The 22,635-nt window shown below is 39.9% G+C and carries 27 protein-coding genes and 1 pseudogene; 11 read left to right on the forward strand and 17 right to left on the reverse strand.

Features of this window, described 5'->3' with window-relative positions; genetic code table 11:
• Positions 1-286: 286 nt before the first annotated feature.
• The 5 genes from ubiA to WAE57_RS14945 all read right to left on the reverse strand — a co-directional run bounded on the left by ubiA (position 287) and on the right by WAE57_RS14945 (position 4,345).
• Entirely contained in the window at positions 287-1,165 is an 879-nt protein-coding gene (gene ubiA / locus WAE57_RS14925; RefSeq protein ID WP_337711173.1) for a 4-hydroxybenzoate octaprenyltransferase, read from the reverse strand.
• 17 nt (positions 1,166-1,182) lie between these two features.
• On the reverse strand, positions 1,183-1,683 hold the full coding sequence (locus WAE57_RS14930; protein ID WP_237787937.1) for a chorismate lyase: 501 nt from the start codon (positions 1,681-1,683) through the stop codon (positions 1,183-1,185).
• Between the two features lie 103 nt (positions 1,684-1,786).
• On the reverse strand, positions 1,787-2,065 hold the full coding sequence (locus WAE57_RS14935; protein WP_237787938.1) for a hypothetical protein: 279 nt from the start codon (positions 2,063-2,065) through the stop codon (positions 1,787-1,789).
• A gap of 89 nt (positions 2,066-2,154) precedes the next feature.
• Positions 2,155-3,570 carry a type I glutamate--ammonia ligase gene (gene glnA, locus WAE57_RS14940; protein ID WP_171264001.1) on the reverse strand — a complete coding sequence of 472 codons (1,416 nt, stop codon included), beginning with the start codon at positions 3,568-3,570 and terminating at the stop codon, positions 2,155-2,157.
• Between the two features lie 547 nt (positions 3,571-4,117).
• Positions 4,118-4,345, reverse strand: a complete 228-nt coding sequence (locus tag WAE57_RS14945; protein ID WP_337711174.1) for a hypothetical protein — start codon at positions 4,343-4,345, stop codon at positions 4,118-4,120.
• 559 nt (positions 4,346-4,904) lie between these two features.
• On the opposite strand from WAE57_RS14945, the gene WAE57_RS14950 reads away from it, so the two are divergent.
• The gene (locus WAE57_RS14950; protein ID WP_337711175.1) at positions 4,905-6,110 is read left to right on the forward strand and encodes an integrase arm-type DNA-binding domain-containing protein; all 1,206 of its coding nucleotides are present in this window, start codon (positions 4,905-4,907) and stop codon (positions 6,108-6,110) included.
• A gap of 523 nt (positions 6,111-6,633) precedes the next feature.
• A complete protein-coding gene (locus WAE57_RS14955; RefSeq protein WP_165541304.1) occupies positions 6,634-7,122 on the forward strand; it encodes a DUF4760 domain-containing protein in 489 nt (162 codons plus the stop codon).
• A gap of 15 nt (positions 7,123-7,137) precedes the next feature.
• Here the strand turns inward: WAE57_RS14955 and WAE57_RS14960 are convergent, their stop codons facing one another.
• The 11 genes and pseudogenes from WAE57_RS14960 to WAE57_RS15010 all read right to left on the reverse strand — a co-directional run bounded on the left by WAE57_RS14960 (position 7,138) and on the right by WAE57_RS15010 (position 15,577).
• A complete protein-coding gene (locus tag WAE57_RS14960) occupies positions 7,138-7,608 on the reverse strand; it encodes a hypothetical protein (protein WP_337711176.1) in 471 nt (156 codons plus the stop codon).
• A gap of 42 nt (positions 7,609-7,650) precedes the next feature.
• Positions 7,651-8,154, reverse strand: a complete 504-nt coding sequence (locus WAE57_RS14965) for a lysozyme (RefSeq protein WP_337711177.1) — start codon at positions 8,152-8,154, stop codon at positions 7,651-7,653.
• Entirely contained in the window at positions 8,141-8,425 is a 285-nt protein-coding gene (locus tag WAE57_RS14970; protein ID WP_337711178.1) for a holin, read from the reverse strand. The genes WAE57_RS14965 and WAE57_RS14970 overlap by 14 nt, the downstream gene beginning before the upstream one ends.
• Positions 8,426-8,502: 77 nt before the next feature.
• Positions 8,503-9,552 (reverse strand): acyltransferase, encoded by a 1,050-nt coding sequence (locus WAE57_RS14975; protein ID WP_337711179.1) that lies wholly within the window; start codon positions 9,550-9,552, stop codon positions 8,503-8,505.
• A gap of 62 nt (positions 9,553-9,614) precedes the next feature.
• Complete coding sequence (locus WAE57_RS14980) at positions 9,615-12,179, reverse strand: hypothetical protein (protein ID WP_337711180.1); 2,565 nt, start codon at positions 12,177-12,179, stop codon at positions 9,615-9,617.
• Positions 12,140-12,835, reverse strand: a complete 696-nt coding sequence (locus WAE57_RS14985) for a phage major capsid protein (protein ID WP_337711199.1) — start codon at positions 12,833-12,835, stop codon at positions 12,140-12,142. Before WAE57_RS14985 ends, WAE57_RS14980 begins: the two co-directional genes overlap by 40 nt.
• An 89-nt stretch (positions 12,836-12,924) precedes the next feature.
• Positions 12,925-13,719 (reverse strand): annotated as a pseudogene (locus tag WAE57_RS14990) (hypothetical protein); the annotation flags it as partial.
• Between the two features lie 44 nt (positions 13,720-13,763).
• Positions 13,764-13,937 (reverse strand): hypothetical protein, encoded by a 174-nt coding sequence (locus WAE57_RS14995; protein ID WP_337711181.1) that lies wholly within the window; start codon positions 13,935-13,937, stop codon positions 13,764-13,766.
• A complete protein-coding gene (locus tag WAE57_RS15000; RefSeq protein WP_337711182.1) occupies positions 13,934-14,371 on the reverse strand; it encodes a hypothetical protein in 438 nt (145 codons plus the stop codon). Before WAE57_RS15000 ends, WAE57_RS14995 begins: the two co-directional genes overlap by 4 nt.
• 164 nt (positions 14,372-14,535) lie before the next feature.
• Positions 14,536-14,718: a hypothetical protein gene (locus WAE57_RS15005; RefSeq protein WP_337711183.1), complete on the reverse strand. Its 183-nt coding sequence runs from the start codon at positions 14,716-14,718 to the stop codon at positions 14,536-14,538.
• 556 nt (positions 14,719-15,274) lie between these two features.
• Positions 15,275-15,577, reverse strand: a complete 303-nt coding sequence (locus WAE57_RS15010; RefSeq protein ID WP_337711184.1) for a hypothetical protein — start codon at positions 15,575-15,577, stop codon at positions 15,275-15,277.
• 9 nt (positions 15,578-15,586) lie between these two features.
• On the opposite strand from WAE57_RS15010, the gene WAE57_RS15015 reads away from it, so the two are divergent.
• The 9 genes from WAE57_RS15015 to WAE57_RS15055 all read left to right on the forward strand — a co-directional run bounded on the left by WAE57_RS15015 (position 15,587) and on the right by WAE57_RS15055 (position 21,226).
• Positions 15,587-15,820, forward strand: coding sequence for a hypothetical protein (locus WAE57_RS15015; protein WP_337711185.1), 234 nt, complete (start codon positions 15,587-15,589; stop codon positions 15,818-15,820).
• A complete protein-coding gene (locus WAE57_RS15020) occupies positions 15,817-16,020 on the forward strand; it encodes an AlpA family phage regulatory protein (protein ID WP_337711186.1) in 204 nt (67 codons plus the stop codon). Before WAE57_RS15015 ends, WAE57_RS15020 begins: the two co-directional genes overlap by 4 nt.
• 113 nt (positions 16,021-16,133) lie before the next feature.
• The gene (locus WAE57_RS15025; protein WP_237787939.1) at positions 16,134-16,718 is read left to right on the forward strand and encodes an aminodeoxychorismate/anthranilate synthase component II; all 585 of its coding nucleotides are present in this window, start codon (positions 16,134-16,136) and stop codon (positions 16,716-16,718) included.
• 17 nt (positions 16,719-16,735) lie between these two features.
• Entirely contained in the window at positions 16,736-17,782 is a 1,047-nt protein-coding gene (gene trpD / locus WAE57_RS15030) for an anthranilate phosphoribosyltransferase (protein ID WP_337711187.1), read from the forward strand.
• Between the two features lie 18 nt (positions 17,783-17,800).
• Positions 17,801-18,607 (forward strand): indole-3-glycerol phosphate synthase TrpC, encoded by an 807-nt coding sequence (gene trpC / locus WAE57_RS15035; RefSeq protein ID WP_337711188.1) that lies wholly within the window; start codon positions 17,801-17,803, stop codon positions 18,605-18,607.
• A 15-nt stretch (positions 18,608-18,622) separates the two neighbouring features.
• Entirely contained in the window at positions 18,623-19,309 is a 687-nt protein-coding gene (locus WAE57_RS15040; protein WP_337711189.1) for a Smr/MutS family protein, read from the forward strand.
• 93 nt (positions 19,310-19,402) lie between these two features.
• On the forward strand, positions 19,403-19,951 hold the full coding sequence (folE, locus tag WAE57_RS15045) for a GTP cyclohydrolase I FolE (protein WP_171264006.1): 549 nt from the start codon (positions 19,403-19,405) through the stop codon (positions 19,949-19,951).
• 94 nt (positions 19,952-20,045) lie between these two features.
• Positions 20,046-20,405 (forward strand): cupin domain-containing protein, encoded by a 360-nt coding sequence (locus WAE57_RS15050; RefSeq protein ID WP_337711190.1) that lies wholly within the window; start codon positions 20,046-20,048, stop codon positions 20,403-20,405.
• 263 nt (positions 20,406-20,668) lie between these two features.
• Positions 20,669-21,226, forward strand: a complete 558-nt coding sequence (locus WAE57_RS15055) for a DUF4385 domain-containing protein (RefSeq protein ID WP_337711191.1) — start codon at positions 20,669-20,671, stop codon at positions 21,224-21,226.
• Between the two features lie 8 nt (positions 21,227-21,234).
• Here WAE57_RS15055 and WAE57_RS15060 read toward each other — a convergent pair whose 3' ends face one another.
• Positions 21,235-22,632, reverse strand: coding sequence for a diguanylate cyclase (locus WAE57_RS15060; protein WP_337711192.1), 1,398 nt, complete (start codon positions 22,630-22,632; stop codon positions 21,235-21,237).
• Between the last annotated feature and the right edge of the window lie 3 nt (positions 22,633-22,635).

Genomic DNA, 22,635 nt, shown 5'->3' on the forward strand with positions numbered 1-22,635 from the left:
AAGTGTTTGATATTTATTTTTTTCATGGCCTTGTCTTTTCTTTAAAAGTTTAAGTGGCTTTGTGTAAGCTGAACCCTACTTTTGACAGACCAAAAGTAGGCAAAAGTCTATATTCCCCATACACGACATCCTGAGCCAGTTTTAAGCATTGCTTTAAAATGCAGCGCAAGGATGGGGAATGTGTGGCATCCCTGCCACACTCGCGAATCTAACAACTGGACTTCAACTACAGGACAGCAATATCCGTGAGGATACTTTTTTTGACGATTTTTACTTCAAATGATCGCTAAAGCAAAGCGAGGAAAATTCCAACAAAAATCATGACGCCCACCCAGCGATTATGCCGAAATGCCCAGAAACAGCGCTGCGGATCACGGTCATGGGTTTTGCTCCACTGATAGATAAAATCGGCTGCCACGCATAACAACGCGATTAAACCGAATGGCATCAACAGATTTTCTAGATACAGCGCCGTACCAATCAATATAAGGCTGATGACTTGCAATAAGGAAATGATTTCAATGTCATATTTGCCAAATAAAATGGCCGTCGATTTTACCCCGATCTTTAAATCATATTCACGGTCGGTAATCGCATACTGGGTGTCATACGCCACTGTCCATGCCAGATTGCCAAAGTACAAAAGCCAGCAGCTTAAATCCGGTGTCTGTCCCACTGCGGTATAAGCCATCGGAATGGACCAGGAAAATGCCGCGCCTAGAAAGACTTGTGGCAAGTTGGTGTAGCGCTTCATAAAGGGATAGATAAATGCCAGGAACAGCGCCCCAAATGACCAGTAGAACGTTTCAATAGGCAAGAAAAACAGCATACAGGCACTGGCAGCGACAAGTAGCAAAAACACATAAATGGCTTCTTTGGCACTGATCACACCAGTAGCCAAAGGACGGTTTTTTGTTCTTTCTACGTGCGCATCCACTTTTCGGTCAGCAAAGTCATTAATGGCACAACCTGCAGCACGCATAAAAATGGTACCTAGTATCATGGGAATTAAAATCCCGATGCCTGGAATTCCCTGATTAGCCACCCAAAGTGCCCACATGGTCGGCCAGAACACCAGTTCTGTGCCAATCGGCTTATCAAAACGGCAGAGATAATAATAAGCTTCCAGACGTTCACGCCAGGTAATTTGATGCGCAGTTGCCATGACATTCCTTAACCAGGTTACTGTTTAATTTTTTGTTGAATAAAGCGTTCAAATGCAGGCAAAAAAGTTTCCTGCACAATGAATTTACAACCATGCCAAGTATAGCAACTTTGTCGTGTCCAGCCATCTTCAAGTAAAATTACCCGCCGCTGACAAACCGGATTGGTGCGTTGAAATAGAAACCATCCGATTGGTTTTTTACCAATATGCTGAAAGATGCGTGCCCGGGATTGCAAACTTAAAATTGGAAAGATACTTTTGGCTTTGACCCACGGTGCATCTTCACAGCCATATAGATAGCTTTCACGCACCCACGAAGTATGCTGATGTGGCATATTCATCCATTGCGCATCTGCACGCAGAAGCCGCTGATAATGCTCTTCAATGGGCTGAACCTTGAATACCCCACCCGCAAAATCGGTTAATTGCTGTGTCAGTGAACCTGAAGCATATAACCACGGCTTTAATACAGGTAAAATGATTGAATTTTGATTTGCGTATGCACGCGGTTCACGCATAACGTTAAAGCTCTTGAAAATGTGGAAGTTTATACACAGTTTAAATGATATTCAGAAGACTTGAGTTTACTTATCATCATTCAATTTAAAACAAAATCTTGATTTAACAGTTGTCTGTCTTGGCTATCACTTCAAATTTCCCCTGCGGAGTCTTGATTAAAATCATGCCTTCAGCACTTAAATAAAATGATTCAGGATAAGTATAATCCAAAGCCAATTCAGGATTTTTAAGCCCTATAAACTCTGCTTGCTTATAACCTTCAACTGTACGACCCACTTCCATGTATTCCACAGTCGAGAAATTCATTTTAAATCCCTTGTCGTGATCAAGTGGATCAATCCAAGGATAAAAGCTGGTCTGTTTTTTACGTGGCTTTGCCATAAAGTGATGACTCTTGTAAATTTTCACCCCATCATACAAAAAACCCGCGACAAGCGCGGGTTTTTCTTGAACTTAAATTCGAATATGAATTACAAGCTGTAGTACATATCAAATTCAACTGGGTGAGTAGTCGTATTAAGACGACGTACTTCTTCAGTTTTAAGTTCGATATACGCATCAAGCATTTCTTTAGTGAACACGCCACCTTTAAGAAGGTAATCATGATCAGCTGCAAGAGCTTCAAGCGCCATATCTAGGCTATGAGCCACTGTAGGGATTTTAGCTTCTTCTTCAGGAGGAAGATCATACAAGTTTTTGTCTGCAGCTTCACCTGGGTGGATCTTGTTTTGGATACCGTCAAGGCCAGCCATCAACAATGCAGCGAAACCTAAGTATGGGTTCATCATTGGATCTGGGAAACGTGCTTCAATACGTTTGCCTTTAGGGCTAGAAACGTAAGGAATACGGATAGAAGCAGAACGGTTACGTGCTGAGTAAGCAAGCATGATCGGTGCTTCGAAATGTGGAACTAAACGCTTGTACGAGTTTGTAGAAGGGTTAGTAATTGCATTCAATGAACGAGCATGTTTGATCACACCGCCGATGAAGTACAATGCCATTTCAGAAAGGCCTGCATATTCATCACCTGCAAACAAGTTCTTGCCATCTTTAGAGATAGACATGTGAACGTGCATACCAGAACCGTTGTCACCTACCATTGGTTTAGGCATGAAAGTCGCAGTTTTAGCGTATTGGTGAGCAACGTTCCAAACCGCATATTTAAACTGTTGAACTTCGTCCGCTTTACGAACCATAGTGTTGAAGCTTACACCAATTTCTAACTGACAAGATGCAACTTCATGGTGATGTACTTCTACACGACCTGGGCCCATGATGTCTTCAATACGAGCACACATATCAGCACGCATATCTTGTGAAGAATCTACAGGAGGTACTGGGAAGTAACCGCCTTTAACACGTGGACGGTGACCTGAGTTACCAGCTTCGTAATCTTTACCAGTAGACCAAGCAGCTTCTTCAGCGATCAATGTGTGGCGCGCGCCAGACATGTCGATGTCCCATTTCACTTCGTCAAAAACGAAGAATTCTGGTTCTGGACCGAAGAATGCAGTATCACCGATACCTGTTGATTTTAAGTATTCTTCTGCACGGCGAGCAATTGAGCGTGGATCGCGTTCATAACCTTGACCAGTAGATGGCTCGATTACGTCACAAGTCACAACAACTGTAGGCTCAGCAAAGAACGGGTCTACAAAACCAGTTTCTGCATCTGGACGTAAGATCATGTCAGATGCTTCAATGCCTTTCCAACCAGCGATTGAAGAACCATCAAACATTTTACCGTCTTCAAATGTATCTTCGTCGATTGAATCTGCAGGGTAAGTTACATGCTGCTCTTTACCCTTAGTATCAGTAAAGCGAAAATCGACCCATTTTGCGCTACTTTCTTGGATGAGTTGAAGGACCTTGTTCGCCATGCTCATTTTGCTCCGATGATTTTTGTTGCACCTGCTAAGTGCGTGTTAGTAGTTGGTATCTGTTAAGCAATTCTCATACCAACTTTAAAAAAACAAAGATAAAATACTGAATTCTTTATCAGAATAGAAGATTTAATCGCTTTGCTTTGAGGCTATTATACTGTGTACAAATGCAAATGCACCATATTCAAACACTCTTAATTGCTTTTACTTAAAAAGCTGCTTTTAATGTACTAAATTGGTGCATATTTATTTTCTACCTCTAACAAAAGCCCTGCTTTACTTGCCATTTGACTAAATATGTATCGGTTCCGCTTAAAATAAATACTTAATAATTTTTTTCTCTGTCATATTAATGATTTCATTAATAAATATTTTCAGAATTTTAATTTTTAAGCTAAAAACCCATTAAACCACAAATAAATTATATCTTATTATTATTTATATATTTTTTATTTTTTCAGCTGTTAAACTTTAATTATTTTAAAGTTTCAAAATTATGAAACACTCTGCGCCATTTTGGTGACAACATATAAATCTAATGTCCAGTAATTTATGTTCCTTTATGAAGCCAAGCTTCAATAGATAACTTACGTAAGTCAAAAAATATTCGATTTTTTAAAATCAGCACTGCCCCAAATGATGGAAAACGTGTGACATCCATGCCGCTCTCGTGACTCCAATACTTGCTAAAATCTATGTTTAATTTTGGCCTCAAGAATAACTTATCGTAAGTGGAAAATGATTTATGAAGGAATTCCAATAAATCAAATTCAGCCATTTTACTTACTTATAGAAAGTATATTACTAAAATATATTAATCATTTACCATTCAGTGCTTTTAAATCCAGATCAAGCCTCTACCATATTCAAAAAATAGCATCAAATTATTGAAACAATCTTCAATGAATTTCATTCACCATAAAATGCAAATAAATCAGCTTATTCACTCGCAGTGATTTCTCTAAAATCATTATCATAGAAATAGTTCAGCAGAAAATGTTTATTTTTTGCTATGATTATTCGCACTCCATTTTTTTAGCCGTTTTGACTGCTTTTAGTTTAAATAAGACTATGCAGTGAAAACTCGAATCATGCGAGTATTCTTGGACTATTCGAGCACAGTTAAGTGCGCAAATTTCAATAGGTTAGCTCATGCTTTTAATGATCGAAAAGAAAGATAAAAATTCCTGTTGATTCCTTATGGTTCTCAAACCCTGCACAATTCAATGATTCAAATATAAATTAAGTTCTTATTAGTTCCATTTAGTTCTTTATAATCCACATAAAAAACGGGTAATATCACGGGTAATGCAAATCTTACCCGCCCGTTACCCGTTATGGCCACAATAAAATTAACCGATGCGAAAATTAAAACACTGAAACCGCAAGATAAGGTTTATCGCATTTTAGATGCAGATCGCCTATACATTGAGGTTCGCCCAACCGGTGTAAAGGTATGGCGTTTCAAGTTTGTATTTAACGGTAAGGAATCATCTATGAGCCTTGGTGAATACCCTGCCATTGGTCTTGCAGATGCACGCCTATTACGCGAAGAAATGAGAGCCAAAATTGCGAAAGGTATTCATCCAGTTGAAGAGCGAAAACAAATCAAGCAGGCTGAAGATGAGAAGATTACTAACACCTTTAAAGTGATAGCAGCTGAGTATGCAAAAGAGCGACTAAAAACTAAGTCGGATCGCTATGCTGAACAATTCCAAGTATCACTTGAAAAGGATATTTTGCCGATTATTGGCAATAAGGATATTAGAAACGTAACCTCAGCTGATGTGCTCACCATTATTAAAAATACAATCAAGCGCGTTCAGTCTCAAAAAAATCGTGGTACCGGCGAAGTAACCGCAATTCAAAACAGAAAGTTTATTGGTGCTGTCATGCGCTATGCCATTGCCACACTTAGAGCTGAAAACGATCCAACTTATGCTGTGCGTGATGTTGTTGCTCGTCCACATGTTACGCATGCCAGGCCATTAACCAAAGAGGAACGCATTCAGGTACGTACTAGGCTGGAAAATTATGGCGGTGCGGAAACAGTTAAAAATGCCGGATTTATGTTGCTCTATACAATGCTTAGAACAATTGAAATTCGAAGAATGGAATGGGAATGGGTTGATTTTGATGAACGTGTAGTTAATTTCCCAAAAACTGCCATGAAGAAAAGCCGAGCTCATATTTTACCAATGTCTGATCAGGTCTATAACATTCTAAAAATTCAGCATGCCAATTCAGGAAATAAGAAGTTTGTATTCCCTGCGGTATATAAACCCGATGGAATGCTGAACCAAATGACTTTAAACAGGATGCTGGATAACTTGGGGCTTGAGGATGTTTCTGCACACGACTTTCGCGCTACAGCATCAACACTATTAAATGAACTGGGATACGAAGAAAAATGGATTGAAGCCCAGCTGGCCCATGCCGATGATAACAAGACCAGGGCATCATATAATCATGCAAAGTATCTAAATGACCGTAGAAAGATGATGCAGGATTGGGCGAATATGGTTGATGGGTGGGCGAAATAATGAAAACACTCGAATATTTCCACATTGAGCACTGCATGAAATTTGCTGAGCCCTGGGATAAAAATTTAGGCTGGAGCGTCTGGCATAGTTGTTTTGATTATTTGCATGGATGTGGAAGTGAGTATGTGGTTTTGAGTGGGGTGTGGAGTTGAGGTATTTTATTAAGAGGAGTGGAAAACTGAAGTGATATGAATTGTTAAGTATATTAATCATAACAAAAAGAAATACTAAAACCCTTGTCCAATTATTCACTTTAGAATAATATTGGCACATGCTAAAGGTTTAAAGAAGTTTAGTAGGATTTTTTATACCTAGCAAATTAATTTTAATTATAATATATCTATTTCACACACCCAAAGGAGTTTATTATGAAAGATGCTAAAGTGGTATTTGCAGCTGTCGAGTGCTTCGAGGGTTGCGACCTTTAAGATTTAATTAACCATAAGTTAGACAAAACAACCCTCATGTGAGGGTTGTTTTTTATTGGGGTAAAAAATTGAACGAGCCTGTAATGATCCTAGGCATGACACTTCCAAATTTTCTACAAACAATCAGCTTATTGATCGCTGCTTGTGCGTTAATTTTTAATGCCCTACAAGTTAAAGCACTAAAAATTCAAAATACACAGAATGAAAAAAAGGCACGCCAGCGCGCCACAATTGATCTCGCCTTGCACGAAAGAGTGGATGTGTCTTATTTAGACTGTAAAAAGAAATTTATTGAAATGCGTGATTCGGGGAATGTAAATCTAACGAATCTTGCTTGTGATATTAAAGCAAATAAGTCTCAAAATGATATTGTTTTTGCATACCTAAATCACTATGAGTTTCTAGCTTGCGGAATATTTGAAGAAGCTTTGGATGGCGGTATATATAAAAGAATGAGAAAAACATCAGTTGTTAATGACTGGAATGCTTTGAAGCCCTATATATATGAGTTGCGAAAACAACGAAATAATCAAAAAATTTATTGTGAGTTTGAACGATTAGTTACCCAATGGGAAAATGAATAAATATGATAATAGCCCTCACTTGAGGGCTTTTTCTTCCGGCCAAACGTTACTTAATCTTTCGACATCAATTGCGTGGCCATCTGCTTTTTCTGCCATGCTTCGATATTCTGCTGTGCAAGCTTCGAGTAACTCATTGTTGGTAATGGTGTATTCAACGATGGTTTGATGGGAAGCTGTGGACAGACGTTTGTTGGCTTCACTGAGTTGCTTTGACAGCCCACTAGCAGCCAAGTCAGCACTACGAGCGGCAGCATTCGCATCTTGTATTTTTTTAATCGCATTTTGTTCTACCTCAATATATTTATCTGACCAGGCTTTTTCAGTGATGGCTTTCTTTTCCTGGGCTTTTACTATTGAATCTTGATAAGGTTTAATTGCTTTGGCCACACGTACATCACATGCGGTTTCAGCTTTGCGTAAATCACCTGCCAGACTATTCGCTTGCCATGCTTGAAAAAATAAGCCCAACAAAAGAATGATTATCACAGTCCAACGCTTGTTATTCCAAATCCATAAAAGTATTGGCACCTACTGCACTCCCATACATTTTTGATAACGGTCAACCTGCCGCTTCCAAACCCCATAACAGTTATTAGATCGGATGGAGCAATCACGTTTGGCCACATATTTCCACTTCAACAGTGACTGGCAAGCCTGGACATATTTTCCTTGTTTTAGATTACGAAGCATGGATGAATTGCGCCAGTTTGCAGCACCGAAATTGTATGAAAAGTCTAAAAATGTGTCGTACTCCACCTGAGACAACTTCACTCCCTGTAGCGATTTACGGAAAGTAACCTCATCTTTGGATACATGGGCTTTTGCCCACTCTTGAGCAGTTTTACGTGTGATAACTGGATCGGTCATTTTGATTGGTTGACCATTCGGCTTGACTGTTGAGCCAATGCCTTGGGTAATTACCCCTCCACCATCTTTGTAAGGCTTTGCCGAGTAACCCTCATGTATTTCTAAAGACGTAAAAAAAGCAGCCGAAGCTGCTAATAGTGTGACTACATATTTAGTCTTTGACATTGCATTCACCATTCGCCTTTCTTAGTGCAATTTGATGCAATTCATCTGCACGTTTATTTTCCTGTCGCTTGTAGTACCAGTTGATTAAAAAACTCATAAAGCTCACAAGCAGACCAGAGATTGCGATAACTAAACCCAATGCCGTAACCGGATCTAACCCTAAAAATTTCCCAGATAATCCGGCTATTGATCCGCCCACTGCTGTTTTTGCTGATACCGAAGTAACTGCTGCACTTGCTTCAGCAATTGCTTGCCCTGTCGTTTCAGACATTTCGCCCCCTAAATTTTGGTAATAAAAAACCCTGATCTAATTAAAGATCAGGGTCGGTGGTGGTTTGTTGGGTGATGTTAATCAATAGCTTTAACTTTATGTATTCTTAATTTAAATCCTAAAATAAAATTAACAACATATGAAGTGACTACACAACATATAACTAGTAATACGAAAATTGGTATCACATATTTAGGGCTATATATAAAATCTCTAAAGAAGATTAAATAAAAGAACATATGTGCTAACCATATGTTCGTAGCATGAGGAGTTAAAAAATCCAATATATTTTCTATGAATTTGGGCAGATTCATTTGTGTAAAAAGTAAGATAAATCCTAAGCCAGTAATCGGTGCAACAATAAAATTGGGAATGTAAGCATGAAAAAGTATAAGACCAATTATACCTATGTTAGCCGATACATTTCTTAGGGGGATTTTTTCAAAAAAAATAGAAACTTTTTCTTTCCAAGAGTATTTAAGAGTATAAGCGCCCAATAAAAATTGAAAAAGTGTAGTTCCAAAGAGTGCTAGATTAGTATGCAACCAATGCAATACTGCATTATTAAAAATATCTGCTTTATAAACCCTAAAATAAAATGCTACAAAATATAGAGCTAGTAAGCTAATAAAAACACTTTTAGGAAACCGATCTAAAATCTGAAAAATTGGTTTAGAAAAAATAACAAATAGAACATATATGGTGAAAAACCATGCTGCACCATTGTAACTCGATGCTGTAAGACCTGAGAAAGCTAAAAGAAATTTACTTAGATCACCAGGGTAGCCATCAACTTGCATGAATAACCCTAAACCTAGAACGAAGATAAATAAAATAATCCAGTAAATCTTATATAAAGAATAAATTCTTTTTACATTACTTCTAAGATTATATTTTTCTCTATTTTGCTTATATTTATAATATAAGCCGAAGCCAGAAACAAAAGCGAAGATAGGAACACAAGCATCAGAAAAAAGTGAAAGATAAAATACTAGCGGCTTTTCTCCTATATAAATAAGAGGGGTAAATAACCCCTCATAATCTAATGTATTGAAAAGATGTAAGAACAGCATCATCAGAATCGCTATCGATTTTAAATGATTGGATTGCTTAATAGTGATTTCCATAGCAAATACCAAATTTTAATTTTTCGACAGTTTATAGTGTTTTTGTTTGGCTGAAAAATTAATTATCTTTCATCAATTAAAATACCCTCAAAATTTGCTACTCCAACGCCGGTTGTATTGAGATACGCAACCACACGAACATAATCACCCTTTCTTAGTTCAATGTTTCTTAAAGTTGCCTGCCCTTTAACTTTTGGAATGTAATGCATAAAAAACTGCTTAGTACGCTCACGATTAACTGAAATAACAACATCAATAAAGGCATCTTTGCGGATCTGCTGTCCCATCGCCAAGATGTGAGCCATTGATGGATATTCAAAACTAACAGTCATTGGCACATAGCGCACAGTTGTGAACTTATTTAATGCATTAAGTCCTGTACTAATATGTGGCTCTGTAGATATATTTCGCGCAGCAATTGAAGCACCTACTTTGACCTTATTATCATGACCTAAACAAAAATAAGGTTTGTAGATTTCAGCTTGCATCCCTGCGTGAAAAAAGGGCTGATTTGCGTTTATGAAATCCACACCGTTTGTTGATTCAGTCATCACACCTGCGTACATAAAGTAGAACTTACCTGAAATGTACTGCACGCAAATATGCCAAAGCATATCGATGTAATTTGGTGTCATTGTGCAGATTTGACGCGCATTCCAATTGAATTGATATGGGCTTGTCCCAGCATAGCGTACAAGTGTTGTTGTATTTGATTCAGATCGAACCGCATAGCAATACCACTCGTCATCGCTCACACGTACAAATTGCTTTGATGCATCTGTAGCTGTTGTGTTGTCAAAATACGCAATATGATTACGCACCCCGTTTGTTGAGCTAAAAATAGTTTGAGCAGAAGTCTGATCATAAGCAAAGCTAGATCCATCCTCCCGAACAACCTCCCAATTCACAAAATCTTTGGTTCGGTAGCAAACTGTGTAGCGATGACGTGCTCCTACACTTTCAAGACCAAAGTTATACGTGAGATAGAAGTTCAACCAGCCATTTTGATAACTGATTGCTGGATCATGATTTAAAATTGACTTTACAGATTGCTGTGAAATTCCGCTCGACGTTTGAAATTCCATTGTTGCTGTAATACGCGGAATCGGCATAAACAGATAAAAACGCTCATCAAAACTGCGTATATCGTAAATATCCCAATAACTTTTTGGAATGCGAAACGGAATACTATTTGTTAACTTTTCATCAGTATGTAAAACACGTTCCCAATTCAAAGCGTCATTAGATGCGAATACTTCAGGGTCTTCAATAGTCGGGTTTCCATAAGGATAATGACTATTAATCATCCAGTATTTATAGCCCAGAAATCCATCCGGAATACATACAACATCCGGATGCACATATTGACCAAGTGCTGTATTTGAATTTCGTAGAGCTGATTGATTTCGGTTTAAGTTAACTTGAGCTTGTGAGTAAGTTACATCTGTTTCTGTTGAGCAAAATACAGTGATTGCTTTTTTCCCGTCAATTTCAATGTATTTTTGTGCAGTCAATGCGCATTGTTCATGCTTTGCGTTGCTGTCTGTTCCTGCAAGTTTATAAACTTTTGCGCCATTTTCAACCCATGATTCAGCCAGTTTTGCAGTTGGTGGTGTGTAGTCATAGTTCGAAACAAAGCGCGGCTTAGACATTTCAAAGCTATCAAAACGATCGTAATTTTTAGTGACAGTATCACTATATCGCTTTAATAAATATGTTTGCTTTACTTGTCCGGTTTCTGACGTCAATAGAGTTACTGAGCTAGTATTAACCAACGATGCTGGATTGATAACGACAAACAGCGTCATGTTATCTGAAGTAATTGTACGATACAAAGCTTCTGTTGAAGTTAGTAAGGTCGCACCATTAAAACTAATATTTGTTAATGCAGTTGACTCATAAAAACCTGACTCTAATTGAGATTCAATTGATACACGTATTGTTAATGATGAGACCACACGCGTAACTACTTCAATAAACACTTTTCGCATCGTACCATCTGGCTTAAACACACTTGCTGCATTAGATGGTCCATAATAAACATCATTAATAAATTCAAATAAAGCTGGAGCTAGTTCTGCTGTATTAACTCGCTGCAACGGATATTCAAAAATATCTCTATCGAGCTTATAAAATGCTGTGCCAAGACTATCAACTTGACGAACAAAACCGGCTTTTTGAGCATTAAATGCATAAGCTTGATTATCATTTAATTCAGCTACAGTTAGTTTTTCATACCCTTGTCGAACATACTTTACATACTTTGCATATTTTGTGTTATCTACACCAGCTACAGCAAAATTAATAAATGCATATTTTGCATCTTCTGGAATTGCGCGATTAGCAAAATTATTACCAGTGAATCCGGAAATAACTGTTAGTTGGTCATTCATAAATCCTGTACGAGCAGCGACAAGGTTTTCCCATTTTTCAGGCGTGATCGTTAATCCTTGTAGTACACCATCAGCATAAAATCGTTCAATTGGAATAATTGCAATTGCACTGTCTTGAGCAAATGTCACTGCATCCGTACCACCAACCGTCGCCGCATGAAAGCCACGATATATCATTTTTTCATCAAAAAGATTTAATGATTCGGCGCTCGGTGCAATTTTTGATTGACGCAACCAATATCGGATTGATGAGAATCGCGCTTCGCTAAATGAGCCAACAAAAACAAAGCGCTCGCTATTGTTAAGCTCGATAACTTTTTTTTCTTTGCGATGTGAACCGCGCTTGCTGCAACCGCATCAAGGAAAGTGCTATCAATCAAAGTTTTTGACGCTTCAATCAAATCATCACGAACAAGCACATCGACTGCAGGATCAGAACGACGCATTAATTCTTGAGTGTAAACAGTGATAGCAGCAAGCTTATGCTCTTTGATTTCCACTTCACCATAAGTTGGATTAGTTAAAGGTTTCGCTGCACCTTCACCTACCCATGAAGCGGTACCACCAGTTAACTGGCTAGGAATTTTCGAATTAAACGGTACTGCACGGAAACCAGAAAGCTGATCAAATACAGTTGCAGCACGAAGCATGTCAACAAATTCACCAACTAAACGGTTTTCAGCTACCAACTTTGATGCAAAACCACCATCAGTTGTGGTACCCAAAGTTGCTTTTGCAATAAGGTCTTGAACTTCATCACCAAATCCCAGCTCTTTAGCTTTATCGAGTGGGGAAATATAGCGGCTTTCTTTTGCATCCAGTTGAGAGCAAATTTTTGCACGTGCATATTGTGCAAAGCCGACACCTTTAGCGAGTGGCACAATTTCAATTTTCGGCTTTTTACCTTCGGGATCTGGGTTGCCTTCAGCTGATTTTTTAGCTTCTTCAGCAGTCTGACCAGCGGCAGGAGTTGCGGTTTGCCCTTCATAACGATTCGAGCATTACCAGCACACCAGGTCATTAAGTCTTGACCTGCATGATATAAATTACCTTCCGCTAATTTACGTTCAGTCGTTTGAATATACCCTGCGAGCTTGTACCCTTGCGCTACAGCAATCATCTGTTCTTGTGGAATACCAACAGCAAGTAGGCCATCTAAAAGACCGCCAAGACCTAAAGGATCAAGTCCAATCTTATCGAGCTTGCCGCTGTCATAAACTTGCTTGGCAAATTGGGCAAGCTGGTCAATATCAGGCCCTACGGAATCCACAATCGTTAAACTTTTCTCAACTTCAAAGTCTAAATATTTAGGTGCATTCTCTTTTCGACGCTCTAAAGCAATTCGTAAACACCAGGCATGATTCCAAAGCCACCATTTACGGCTCTTTGCATGCCGCCCTAGCACTGCAAATCCGAGCAAATCGTCCAGACCACCACCATCGATACCGGCAGTAATCACATCTGATTGATCAATTAATTTGCTTAGAGTGAAACTCTTAGACTGCTGCAGCCAATATTCAGCACCTGCCCAACGGTTTGCACGCAGGTTCATGCCGATTTCGACGTTTAAATGCTTGGCTAAGAAGTCTCTTAATGACTCCTCACCTGCATCCTTATCCATCACATCGACCAGGATTAATTCATTAAAAATACTTAAAGCAATATCCGCTACTTCAGGAAATAACGGCTTGCATGGCATGAGTGATTCTTTTGCAACAATACGCTTCTCCCAATCTGGGCAAGCGGTTGTCCAGTCTGGGAGCATTGCTGACATAAATTTTACTCATTAAAAAACCGCCTCAGTGGGCGGTTCATGGTTTAAAGCGGCTTTATTTCTATCTCGTATTTTTCAACTTTCTGCCAATGAGGATAAATTTGCGAGTAAGCGAACCTTTCCTTACCCTTATCCAAAATATAAAAAAGATGATTACTAATGAAGCAATATCCTGTTGCACCATCTAGTGCTTGATCTTTGATTTGCTCAGGAGTCATTTTTGCTTCACCCAATCCTTAAGGATATTCGCAGATGCAGTGACCTTAATATTTTTTAGAGCTGCCTGATCATTAATTGTTGGTGCAGCAGACCCATTGGCTACACAACTAACTTCCGTAGAAGAATATCTTGGCACCACAATCTCAATAGTGTAATCACTATATCTAGAGTCTTTTTTGTATTTATCGCTCAACCTGTTTAAGTGCCATGCTGAAAATAGAGAAAAGTCCAAGCCATCTAGATGTGGGATAACAAAAACCTTCATTCCAAATATTTCTGGGTGCTCGTCATTCATTGGTAAAATACAACCAATAGATCTATCTCTTAAAATAGCTTCAAAAAATTGTCTTGTTAAATAAATAATATCAGGTGTGCAGCCAAACTCTTTTTCATAACCAAATACGCTTTTATTTATTCTTTCTAATGGATTCATTTTATTTTGCACCCCTGCAATTACCCAAATATAGTGCGGAAGCTGTTGGGTAAACAGTGTTCGGGAGCGACCCTACACAACCGCATTCTTTCTCTTGATCGCTCATATTGCTTCTTCATCCATTCACGGCGTGCTTCACAGCCTTGGCATGGGTATGCATGAAGCTAATAGCTTTGGTGATGTCGGCATGACTCTGGATAGGAAATCCGCTCTTTCAACTTAATCATGATGCCGTCAATTGCCAGCAACTCATTTCGAGTTAATCCTGATCGACTGAGATTCTGATACTTAGACAGCTCAGCACTGCAAAATTCTAAGTCTTGTTTCGCTTGTACTTTGTCTGTCATAGGTACCACCAATAAGAAAAGAAAAACCCCGCCAATAATGCATATTGAGCGGGGTCTTATGTGCCGTAATACGTCCGGCAAGTTTGGAGAATCAATCAATCATCTTTACCGCATTTACGGCATTCTTGGACATATCCACGCTCATGGTCGTAATCAAACTCATAAGCATGAAAGCAGAATAATTTACGTAGAAATCGGAGCATTACTTTTCTCCATGCAAAAAAAAGCCCACTCCAGTAGTAGTTGGATATGGGCCTATAAACTAATGACCTTGAGAGTGGTAAGGTCATTTAGAAACCACCAAGTTTCTGTTGATTATTTTGTACACTAATCAAATAATATTCAGTGGCGAAATATACCAAAAACAAAAATAATTCTAATCAAATCACATTATTAGCTTATCTTAATTTGTGATTTATTAAATATTAAAAAATCTCATCATTCCGTTAATCTACTCGATATGGTTCCCTCATTTGTAAAGGCACCACCAGTAGTATAAATGTCTTTTTAAAGGTTTCGAATTCGAAAGGTTTTAATTATGGCGGATTCGACCTAATTAGAATCTGGTGCCCTGATATTGCTTACACAGAACATTTCTCAGGGCATTAAAAAGGATATGGTGATCTGCCATAAATTTGTCTTCATAGCTTTTTGATGAGCGGTGTGGCTCATCAGCATCAAATCCAATTAGCTTTAGCGCTTCATTGCAGATACGGTTTTTATGCTGCTTGTCAGCCAATCGAGCTTCTTCAGCCTTGCGCTCTGCTTCAGCCTGAGCAAATTGTTCAGCCTCAATACGCTTGCGCTCATTTTCAGCAGCTTGTACTGCACGCAATTCAGCAGCATCCTTATCTGACAAGCTATCTTGATGCAAATGGATACCGGTGATGTCGGCTCATTCAATGCAATTATCAATGCAGTGGATTTTGACAATGAGTTCACTTTTGATATGCGCGGATGGTCGAGACAGCGTGTTCAGTCTGGCACAGGTGCGTTGATCGAAATTAATGAGATGAATGCGGACAAGTTGTATCACTTGTTTAGCACTTATTTAAGCGGATTGCCGAGAAGTGTGGTGCTGGCTTTGGGAGAGGTGTCATGAATATTGATAAGCGAGTACGAGCATCGGAGTTTATGAGTTTGCTTTCTGTTGGTCGTACTAAATTTTATAGAATGTTAAAACATGGTGAACTTCCAAAGCCAATCAAGCTAAGCGAAAAAGATGTTTTTTGGCACGAGTCGCAAGTCAAAAAAGAAGTCGAAAAATACAAGCAAGAATCTGATAATATAGCCTGCACCTAGCAGGCTTTTTATTTTGTGTCAGCATGGGTACTTTTCTTAAAACGGGTAATGGTACGGGTAACCAAAACCGTAAAACAAAATAAATGCATAAATTTCTAAGGGATACGCTTGATATGCTTCTCATGATCGACAACTATGACTCTTTTACCTATAACATCGTCCAGTATTTTGGCGAGTTAAATCAGGAAGTAAAAGTAGTCCGTAATGATGCCGTTACATTGGAAGATATCGAGCGATGGCAACCGAAGTATCTCGTTATTGGTCCTGGCCCGTGTTCACCAAGCGAAGCAGGCATTTCCATTCCTGCAATTCAGCACTTTGCCGGCAAAATTCCTTTACTGGGAGTGTGCTTGGGACATCAAAGTATTGGACAAGCCTTTGGTGGAGATGTGGTTCGCGCCAAAAAAGTCATGCATGGCCGTTTATCGGACATGTATCACAGCAATAAAGGGATTTTCAGCAATCTGCCTTCCCCATTTTCTGCAACGCGCTATCACTCCCTGGTGATTGATCAGGCGACATTGCCAGAATGCCTAGAAGTGACCTGCTGGACCAATGAAGAAGATGGCTCTATGGAAGAGATCATGGGCGTGAAACATAAGACATTGCCGGTTGAAGGCGTGCAGTTCCATCCTGAATCCATTCTGAGTGAACACGGTCACCAAATCTTCAAAAACTTTTTAGAAATTTACGCATAACGAGCGCTATCAAGATTATGAATATTCAACAAGCTTTAAATAACATCACTAAAAATATCGAGCTCACTCAACCGCAAATGGAAGAAGTGATGCGTACCATCATGAATGGTCAAGCCACTGATGCACAGATTGGTGCTTTAATGATGGGCCTACGCTTAAAAGGCGAAAGCATTGACGAAATTACCGCAGCTGCTCGTGTAATGCGTGAATTTGCGATTAAAATTGATGTCAGCGATCTTCCACATTTAGTCGACGTTGTCGGTACCGGCGGTGACGGACAAAACCTGTTTAACGTATCGACTGCATCAAGTTTTGTCATTGCAGCTGCTGGGGCAACCATTGCCAAACATGGCGGCCGTGGTGTGTCATCCAAATCAGGTTCATCTGATCTTTTAGAACAGGCCGGGATTAATCTTGACCTCAACATGCAGCAAACTGAACGTTGCATCCGTGAAATGGGCATCGGTTTCCTGTTTGCACCCAATCATCACAAAGCGATGAAATATGCTGCTGGCCCGCGTAAAGAACTCGGCTTCCGCAGTATTTTCAACCTGCTTGGCCCGCTTACGAATCCGGCCGGGGTAAAACGTTTTGTGATTGGCGTATTCTCTACCGAACTTTGCCGCCCTATGGCTGAAGTCCTCAAACAACTGGGCGCAGAACATGTCATGGTGGTGCATTCTAAAGATGGTCTGGATGAAATCAGTCTCGCATCTTCCACTCATGTGGCTGAACTGAAAGACGGTGAAATTACCGAATGGGAAATTCAGCCTGAAGCAGTCGACATTGAATCGCAAACTTTAACCGGCCTTTCTGTAGATAGTGCAGCTGAAAGCCTGGCTTTGATTAAAGATGCTTTAGGCAAGAAAAAATCTGCAATCGGTGAAAAAGCGGCAAATATGGTGGCACTGAATGCCGGTGCAGGGATCTACGTTTCAGGTTTGACCAGCAGCTATAAGCAAGGCGTTGCTTTGGCACATGACATTATCTATGGTGGTCAAGCTTTGGAAAAGATGGGCATTTTGTCTGAATACACAAAAACTTTAAAAGAATACGAAGCTTAAGACGGTAGGACAAAGATCATGGTAGATATCGCAAATACAATTTTAGGTAAAATTGTGGATCGTAAACAGCAAGAATTTGCTGCTCGTCTTAAGCAACACAGCTATAAAGATGTGGAAGAACTGGCTCAGGCGGCAACACCTGTGCGTGGTTTTGCGCAGTCTTTACAACACAAGCGTCCAGGCGTGATTGCTGAAATCAAGAAAGCCTCCCCCTCGAAAGGCGTGATTCGCGAGAACTTTAATCCTGCTGAAATTGCCCAGCAGTATGAACAGGCAGGTGCTGCTTGCCTGTCTGTACTGACAGATGTGGACTTTTTCCAAGGTGCGGATGAAAATATCCAGATTGCCCGTTCGCATTGTGCCCTACCTGCATTACGCAAGGATTTCCTGATTGACCCTTATGGCGTGATTGAAGCACGTGCCCTGCATGCTGACTGCATTCTTTTAATTGTGGCGTGCCTGTCTGACCAGCAACTCGAAGAAATGTCTAAAACCGCTTTTGAACATAACTTGGATGTACTGGTTGAAGTGCATGATGAAGCTGAGCTTGAACGTGCACTGAGACTTTCAGAGCGTTGTCTGTTAGGCGTGAATAACCGTAATTTAAAAACCTTTGATGTCGATTTAAATACATCACTTCGTTTGAAAAAATTACTTGAGCCTTCACGTTTACTGGTGACTGAAAGTGGTATTGCCACTCCAGATGATGTCCACATGATGCAAGAACATGATATTCATGCCTTCCTTGTGGGTGAAAGTTTTATGAAACAGCCTCGTCCAGACCATGCCTTCACGGCATTGTTTGGTCAGCCTGAAACTGTTTGATGAATAATTAAGATTATGAGTAAACATGATTCTTCGCTTTCGAAAGATCAGTACAATTTACTGAAATCTTTTAAAAAGCAAATGACCAATCCGCATTCAACTGCCATTGCCAAGCAACCTGAGCCTAAAGCTCAGCCTCAGCAAGAGCAGGAAGATGATTTCGCTTTGTTCCAGAAATCGATGCAAGGTGTCAAAAAAATCGACAGCAGTAATATTGCAAAGATTGAAAAGAACAAAAAGAAAAAACCGGATGCAAAAATTTTAGCCAAACGTGCAGCTGCAACCGGCCCTATGGAAACCGATCAGGCGGAGCTGTCGGATACTCAAGCCATGCTTAATCCGGTAGCCAGCCAAGCGGCGTTAAGCTATCGCATTGCCACGTTACAGCATAAAGTTTTTGAAGATTTAAAAGCAGGCAACCTGCGCTGGTTTGAAGCAGTCGATTTACATGGCTGTACCGTAGAAGAAGCCCGTGTAGCTGTACTACAGATTATTCAAATGGCCAAAGATGAAAATCAGAACGTCATTAAGATTGTACATGGCAAAGGGCCTGAAGCTATTTTAAAAACCTATGTGAATGGCTGGCTGCGTCAGCACCGTGATGTTTTAGCCTTTGTCAGTGCTCCTGAAAAGCAAGGCGGCACGGGTGCGGTTCTGGTTCTGCTGAAACGTGCAGAAAAGAACCCAAAATTCAAACAGTAATCGGATTTTTCCTCAAAAGCAGGCATTGGAGTGGTTTTCTGCTACAATGCCGTCCTTGTTCAATATCAGTGTAAGTGAACACGTCTTATGTCTATGCAGCAATCCTACGCCAACATTTTAACTGCCGTTGGTGAAGATCTTAATCGTCCTGGTCTTAAAGATACGCCAATGCGTGCTGCTAAAGCTTTTTCGTATTTAACGTCTGGATATAGCAAAACTTTGGAAGAAGTGACCAATAGTGCGGTCTTCCCTTCCGATAACCGTGAAATGGTATTGGTCAAAAATATCGAGTTTTATTCACTCTGTGAACATCATTTACTGCCGTTCTATGGCCGTGTGCATATTGCCTATTTACCTGAAGGCAATGTGTTGGGTTTATCCAAATTTGCACGCATTACCGAAATGTTTGCCCGTCGTCTGCAAATTCAGGAAAACCTGACTCAGCAAATTGCAGAAGCCGTAGCTGAAGTGACCAAAGCACGTGGTGTGGCGGTGATGATTGATTCTGCGCATATGTGCATGATGATGCGTGGTGTAGGCAAACAGGAATCCACTACCCGTACGGTTTCTTTTGTCGGTGATTTTAAAACCAATAAAGAGGAACGCCGAGAGTTTTTAAGTGCGCTACCTGAATCTTATTAATTCATCATTGAAAAGCCTCAACACTTGTTGAGGCTTTTTTATTTGTGCTTTAATTTCTTTTGTTTATGCAACTTTTCGATTTTAAGGATAAATCATGTCATCTATTTGGTTAGCAGGTCACGGTTTAACTCAGAGTGAAACAACCATTGATTATCCCCGTCCTGATCGTCTGGTTGCGGGCAATCCTAAACGCCTAACTGAAAGTTTATATGAGCATCCCAATATGAACTGTGGCATCTGGAGCTGTGAAGCAGGTGCATGGAATATTGTATTTGCTGACAACAAACAGGAATTCTTTCAGGTGATTGAAGGCGTAGTACGCTTGCATGATTCTAAAATGCAGAGTTTTGTCGAAATTAAAGCAGGTGAGGCTGGCATTATTCCACCCGGCTTTACTGGAAAATTTGAAGTGGTTGAAGCGGTTAAAAAATATTTCGTGGTGGTTGAAGCTTAAAACCTGTGGATACTGGTTTTTTTCTTTCAGGTTTTTATAAAAATTTTAAACGAGTAGTCAGTCGCATACTCAGTACATTTTATAACATGAACCCTTCTCTCTAGCTTATTACTGATCACATTCTTCTAAACGTTTAACTGAGTAATCACACAAATGAAAGCATCAGAAAAATAGTAGATAAAAATCTGAACAAAATTTAGATACACATCATGCCGCATGTCTTATTCATAATGACTTAAAGGGCTGAAAAGCACAGAGAGACTATGACCAGACAAACCTCCTCTGAGGCCACGCCACGTCGGGAATCACGGGTGGTCTCGACAAGCTTTGACTACTCACTCGACTTTAAGAAAATTGATTTTAGACAACAGCCTGAACTGTACCGAATTGGTCGTGGGGAACAAGGCGTGCTTTTGGTTGAACCTTATAAATCAGAAATCCTGCCCTACTGGCGTTTTGCCGATGAAGATAAAGCCCGAATCAGCAGTGAAAAAATTTATCAGCTTTTCTTAGGCTATTTACAACAGAACGATTTTGTCGGGGCCGATATGGCATGCAAGTTTTTACAGATGGGTTATACCCATGCACGGCGCTATGCCAATCATAAAGGCGGAAAAAAATATGATGGACCTGTGCCTAATGATAAAAAAGGGTTAAGCGGTGCACATGAGCGTGAGGAATTGCCGCGTCAAACAGAAGATTCCATCAAAGCGGCAGCGGCAAGAATTTTTAAACAAAAATGGGATGCAGCCAAAGCCCATCCCGAATATGTAGCACAGAAACAGAAATTCAAAGCCTGGCTTCAGCAGTCCAATAGCTAGGCGCTTTGTTAACTCTGTACAGTCATAGTTGAGGCTTGTAACTCGGTTTGAGCCACATAGACCCGATTTCGGCCACTATTCTTGGCTGCGTACAGTGCAGTATCAGCAGCATCCAGAAAACGCTGATAGTCGGGATGGCCATCATAAAGTGCACAACCGATACTAACGGTAAAATTAAAACTGCTGCCCTGTCGGTTACCAACGGTGGTTTCCTGAATCCGGCTACGGATCTGTTCTGCAATCTCTTTTGCCCGGATTAAATCGCTATCAACCAGCAACAATAAAAACTCTTCCCCTCCAATCCGGAATGCATAATCACTTCCCTTAATGGACTCCAGCAGGACTTCACCAATAAACTGTAAAGCTAAATCACCCGCTGCATGTCCGAATTTGTCATTAATCCGTTTAAAGTGGTCTGCATCTATGGCCAGCAAAGACAGCGGCGCATTATTTTTACGGGAAAAATTAATTTCACGCGAAACAATGGTACTCAAATAACGTCGATTGAGCAGTTGAGTCAGGGAATCACTGCCCGAGTCGATATACTCTGCCACCTGAAAAAGTTGATCGACCAGATGCTGAATCTCTCTATTTTTATCACGAATATCCTGAATCAACTGAATGGCTTTATCTTTTTTGGCAGCATTTAAAATCTGCTGGCTTAGCGGATCAATTTGGTAAATACGATCAACAATGGCCGTAACCTGCTCCGACCCGGTAAAAGCATAAGCAGCTTTATGAATAAACCATAAGCCAAATTCAGATTTTGACAGCAAGGGATGCGTAAATTTCGGCTCGTGGGAAAATACCTTAAACATCAGCTCATTTTCCCAGTTTAATAATGAGCTGCGCTGCTTGTCCTTTTGCGCCGCTACATCCTGCATGGCAGAAAACAAACGATAGGTATGTTTTATATCATTATTTTTTTCCAGATTGACTTCATAGGAGCGGCACATAATTTCAGAAGCAAAACCCAATATCTGTACGATATAAGAGGCCATACACAAACTATTTGCTTGCACCTGTTCGCTCTGAAGTAAAAAGACTTTCTTTTCAATCTCACTGACACCACGCATAATCAGCCAGGAAGGAATGCCGATACGCGCATGGACTTTTCCGACCATCAGCTGTTTTTCTACAATCTCAGTAAAGTTCTGCTGCAAGGGCACCTGAAAGCAATCTATTAACCACTGATTAAGCGTGGTTTTTAAGCGGTTCTGAACAATATCATCGGATAAAAAATAGGAAGCTTCCTTTTCCTGCATGATATTTTTATAAAATTCATAAACCAGTGTCTGGGAATGCGCTTGAATAAATTGAAAAGTGTCATTTAAATCAGTTATTGAAAAGTCCTGACAAACCGACTTCCATTGCGCAGCAAGCACGGCAATACTTTCAGTATTCATACC

Origin of the sequence: Acinetobacter sp. NS-4 (assembly GCF_037402435.1) — a bacterium.
Taxonomy (GTDB): Bacteria; Pseudomonadota; Gammaproteobacteria; order Pseudomonadales; family Moraxellaceae; genus Acinetobacter.

What these genes read in the sequence shown, in the direction of transcription:
- WAE57_RS14930 (WP_237787937.1), bottom strand. Translation starts at nt 1,683, where the DNA reads ATGCGTGAACCGCGTGCATACGCAAATCAAAATTCAATCATTTTACCT.
- trpC (WP_337711188.1), top strand. Translation starts at nt 17,801, where the DNA reads ATGGTAGATATCGCAAATACAATTTTAGGTAAAATTGTGGATCGTAAA.
- WAE57_RS14950 (WP_337711175.1), top strand. Translation starts at nt 4,905, where the DNA reads ATGGCCACAATAAAATTAACCGATGCGAAAATTAAAACACTGAAACCG.
- WAE57_RS15050 (WP_337711190.1), top strand. Translation starts at nt 20,046, where the DNA reads ATGTCATCTATTTGGTTAGCAGGTCACGGTTTAACTCAGAGTGAAACA.
- WAE57_RS14970 (WP_337711178.1), bottom strand. Translation starts at nt 8,425, where the DNA reads ATGTCTGAAACGACAGGGCAAGCAATTGCTGAAGCAAGTGCAGCAGTT.
- WAE57_RS15015 (WP_337711185.1), top strand. Translation starts at nt 15,587, where the DNA reads ATGCAAATGGATACCGGTGATGTCGGCTCATTCAATGCAATTATCAAT.
- glnA (WP_171264001.1), bottom strand. Translation starts at nt 3,570, where the DNA reads ATGAGCATGGCGAACAAGGTCCTTCAACTCATCCAAGAAAGTAGCGCA.
- WAE57_RS14965 (WP_337711177.1), bottom strand. Translation starts at nt 8,154, where the DNA reads ATGTCAAAGACTAAATATGTAGTCACACTATTAGCAGCTTCGGCTGCT.
- WAE57_RS15020 (WP_337711186.1), top strand. Translation starts at nt 15,817, where the DNA reads ATGAATATTGATAAGCGAGTACGAGCATCGGAGTTTATGAGTTTGCTT.
- WAE57_RS15040 (WP_337711189.1), top strand. Translation starts at nt 18,623, where the DNA reads ATGAGTAAACATGATTCTTCGCTTTCGAAAGATCAGTACAATTTACTG.
- WAE57_RS15060 (WP_337711192.1), bottom strand. Translation starts at nt 22,632, where the DNA reads ATGAATACTGAAAGTATTGCCGTGCTTGCTGCGCAATGGAAGTCGGTT.
- WAE57_RS15005 (WP_337711183.1), bottom strand. Translation starts at nt 14,718, where the DNA reads ATGACAGACAAAGTACAAGCGAAACAAGACTTAGAATTTTGCAGTGCT.
- WAE57_RS14955 (WP_165541304.1), top strand. Translation starts at nt 6,634, where the DNA reads ATGACACTTCCAAATTTTCTACAAACAATCAGCTTATTGATCGCTGCT.
- folE (WP_171264006.1), top strand. Translation starts at nt 19,403, where the DNA reads ATGCAGCAATCCTACGCCAACATTTTAACTGCCGTTGGTGAAGATCTT.
- WAE57_RS14935 (WP_237787938.1), bottom strand. Translation starts at nt 2,065, where the DNA reads ATGGCAAAGCCACGTAAAAAACAGACCAGCTTTTATCCTTGGATTGAT.
- trpD (WP_337711187.1), top strand. Translation starts at nt 16,736, where the DNA reads ATGAATATTCAACAAGCTTTAAATAACATCACTAAAAATATCGAGCTC.
- WAE57_RS15025 (WP_237787939.1), top strand. Translation starts at nt 16,134, where the DNA reads ATGCTTCTCATGATCGACAACTATGACTCTTTTACCTATAACATCGTC.
- WAE57_RS14975 (WP_337711179.1), bottom strand. Translation starts at nt 9,552, where the DNA reads ATGGAAATCACTATTAAGCAATCCAATCATTTAAAATCGATAGCGATT.
- WAE57_RS14945 (WP_337711174.1), bottom strand. Translation starts at nt 4,345, where the DNA reads ATGGCTGAATTTGATTTATTGGAATTCCTTCATAAATCATTTTCCACT.
- WAE57_RS15000 (WP_337711182.1), bottom strand. Translation starts at nt 14,371, where the DNA reads ATGAATCCATTAGAAAGAATAAATAAAAGCGTATTTGGTTATGAAAAA.
- WAE57_RS14995 (WP_337711181.1), bottom strand. Translation starts at nt 13,937, where the DNA reads ATGACTCCTGAGCAAATCAAAGATCAAGCACTAGATGGTGCAACAGGA.
- WAE57_RS15055 (WP_337711191.1), top strand. Translation starts at nt 20,669, where the DNA reads ATGACCAGACAAACCTCCTCTGAGGCCACGCCACGTCGGGAATCACGG.
- ubiA (WP_337711173.1), bottom strand. Translation starts at nt 1,165, where the DNA reads ATGGCAACTGCGCATCAAATTACCTGGCGTGAACGTCTGGAAGCTTAT.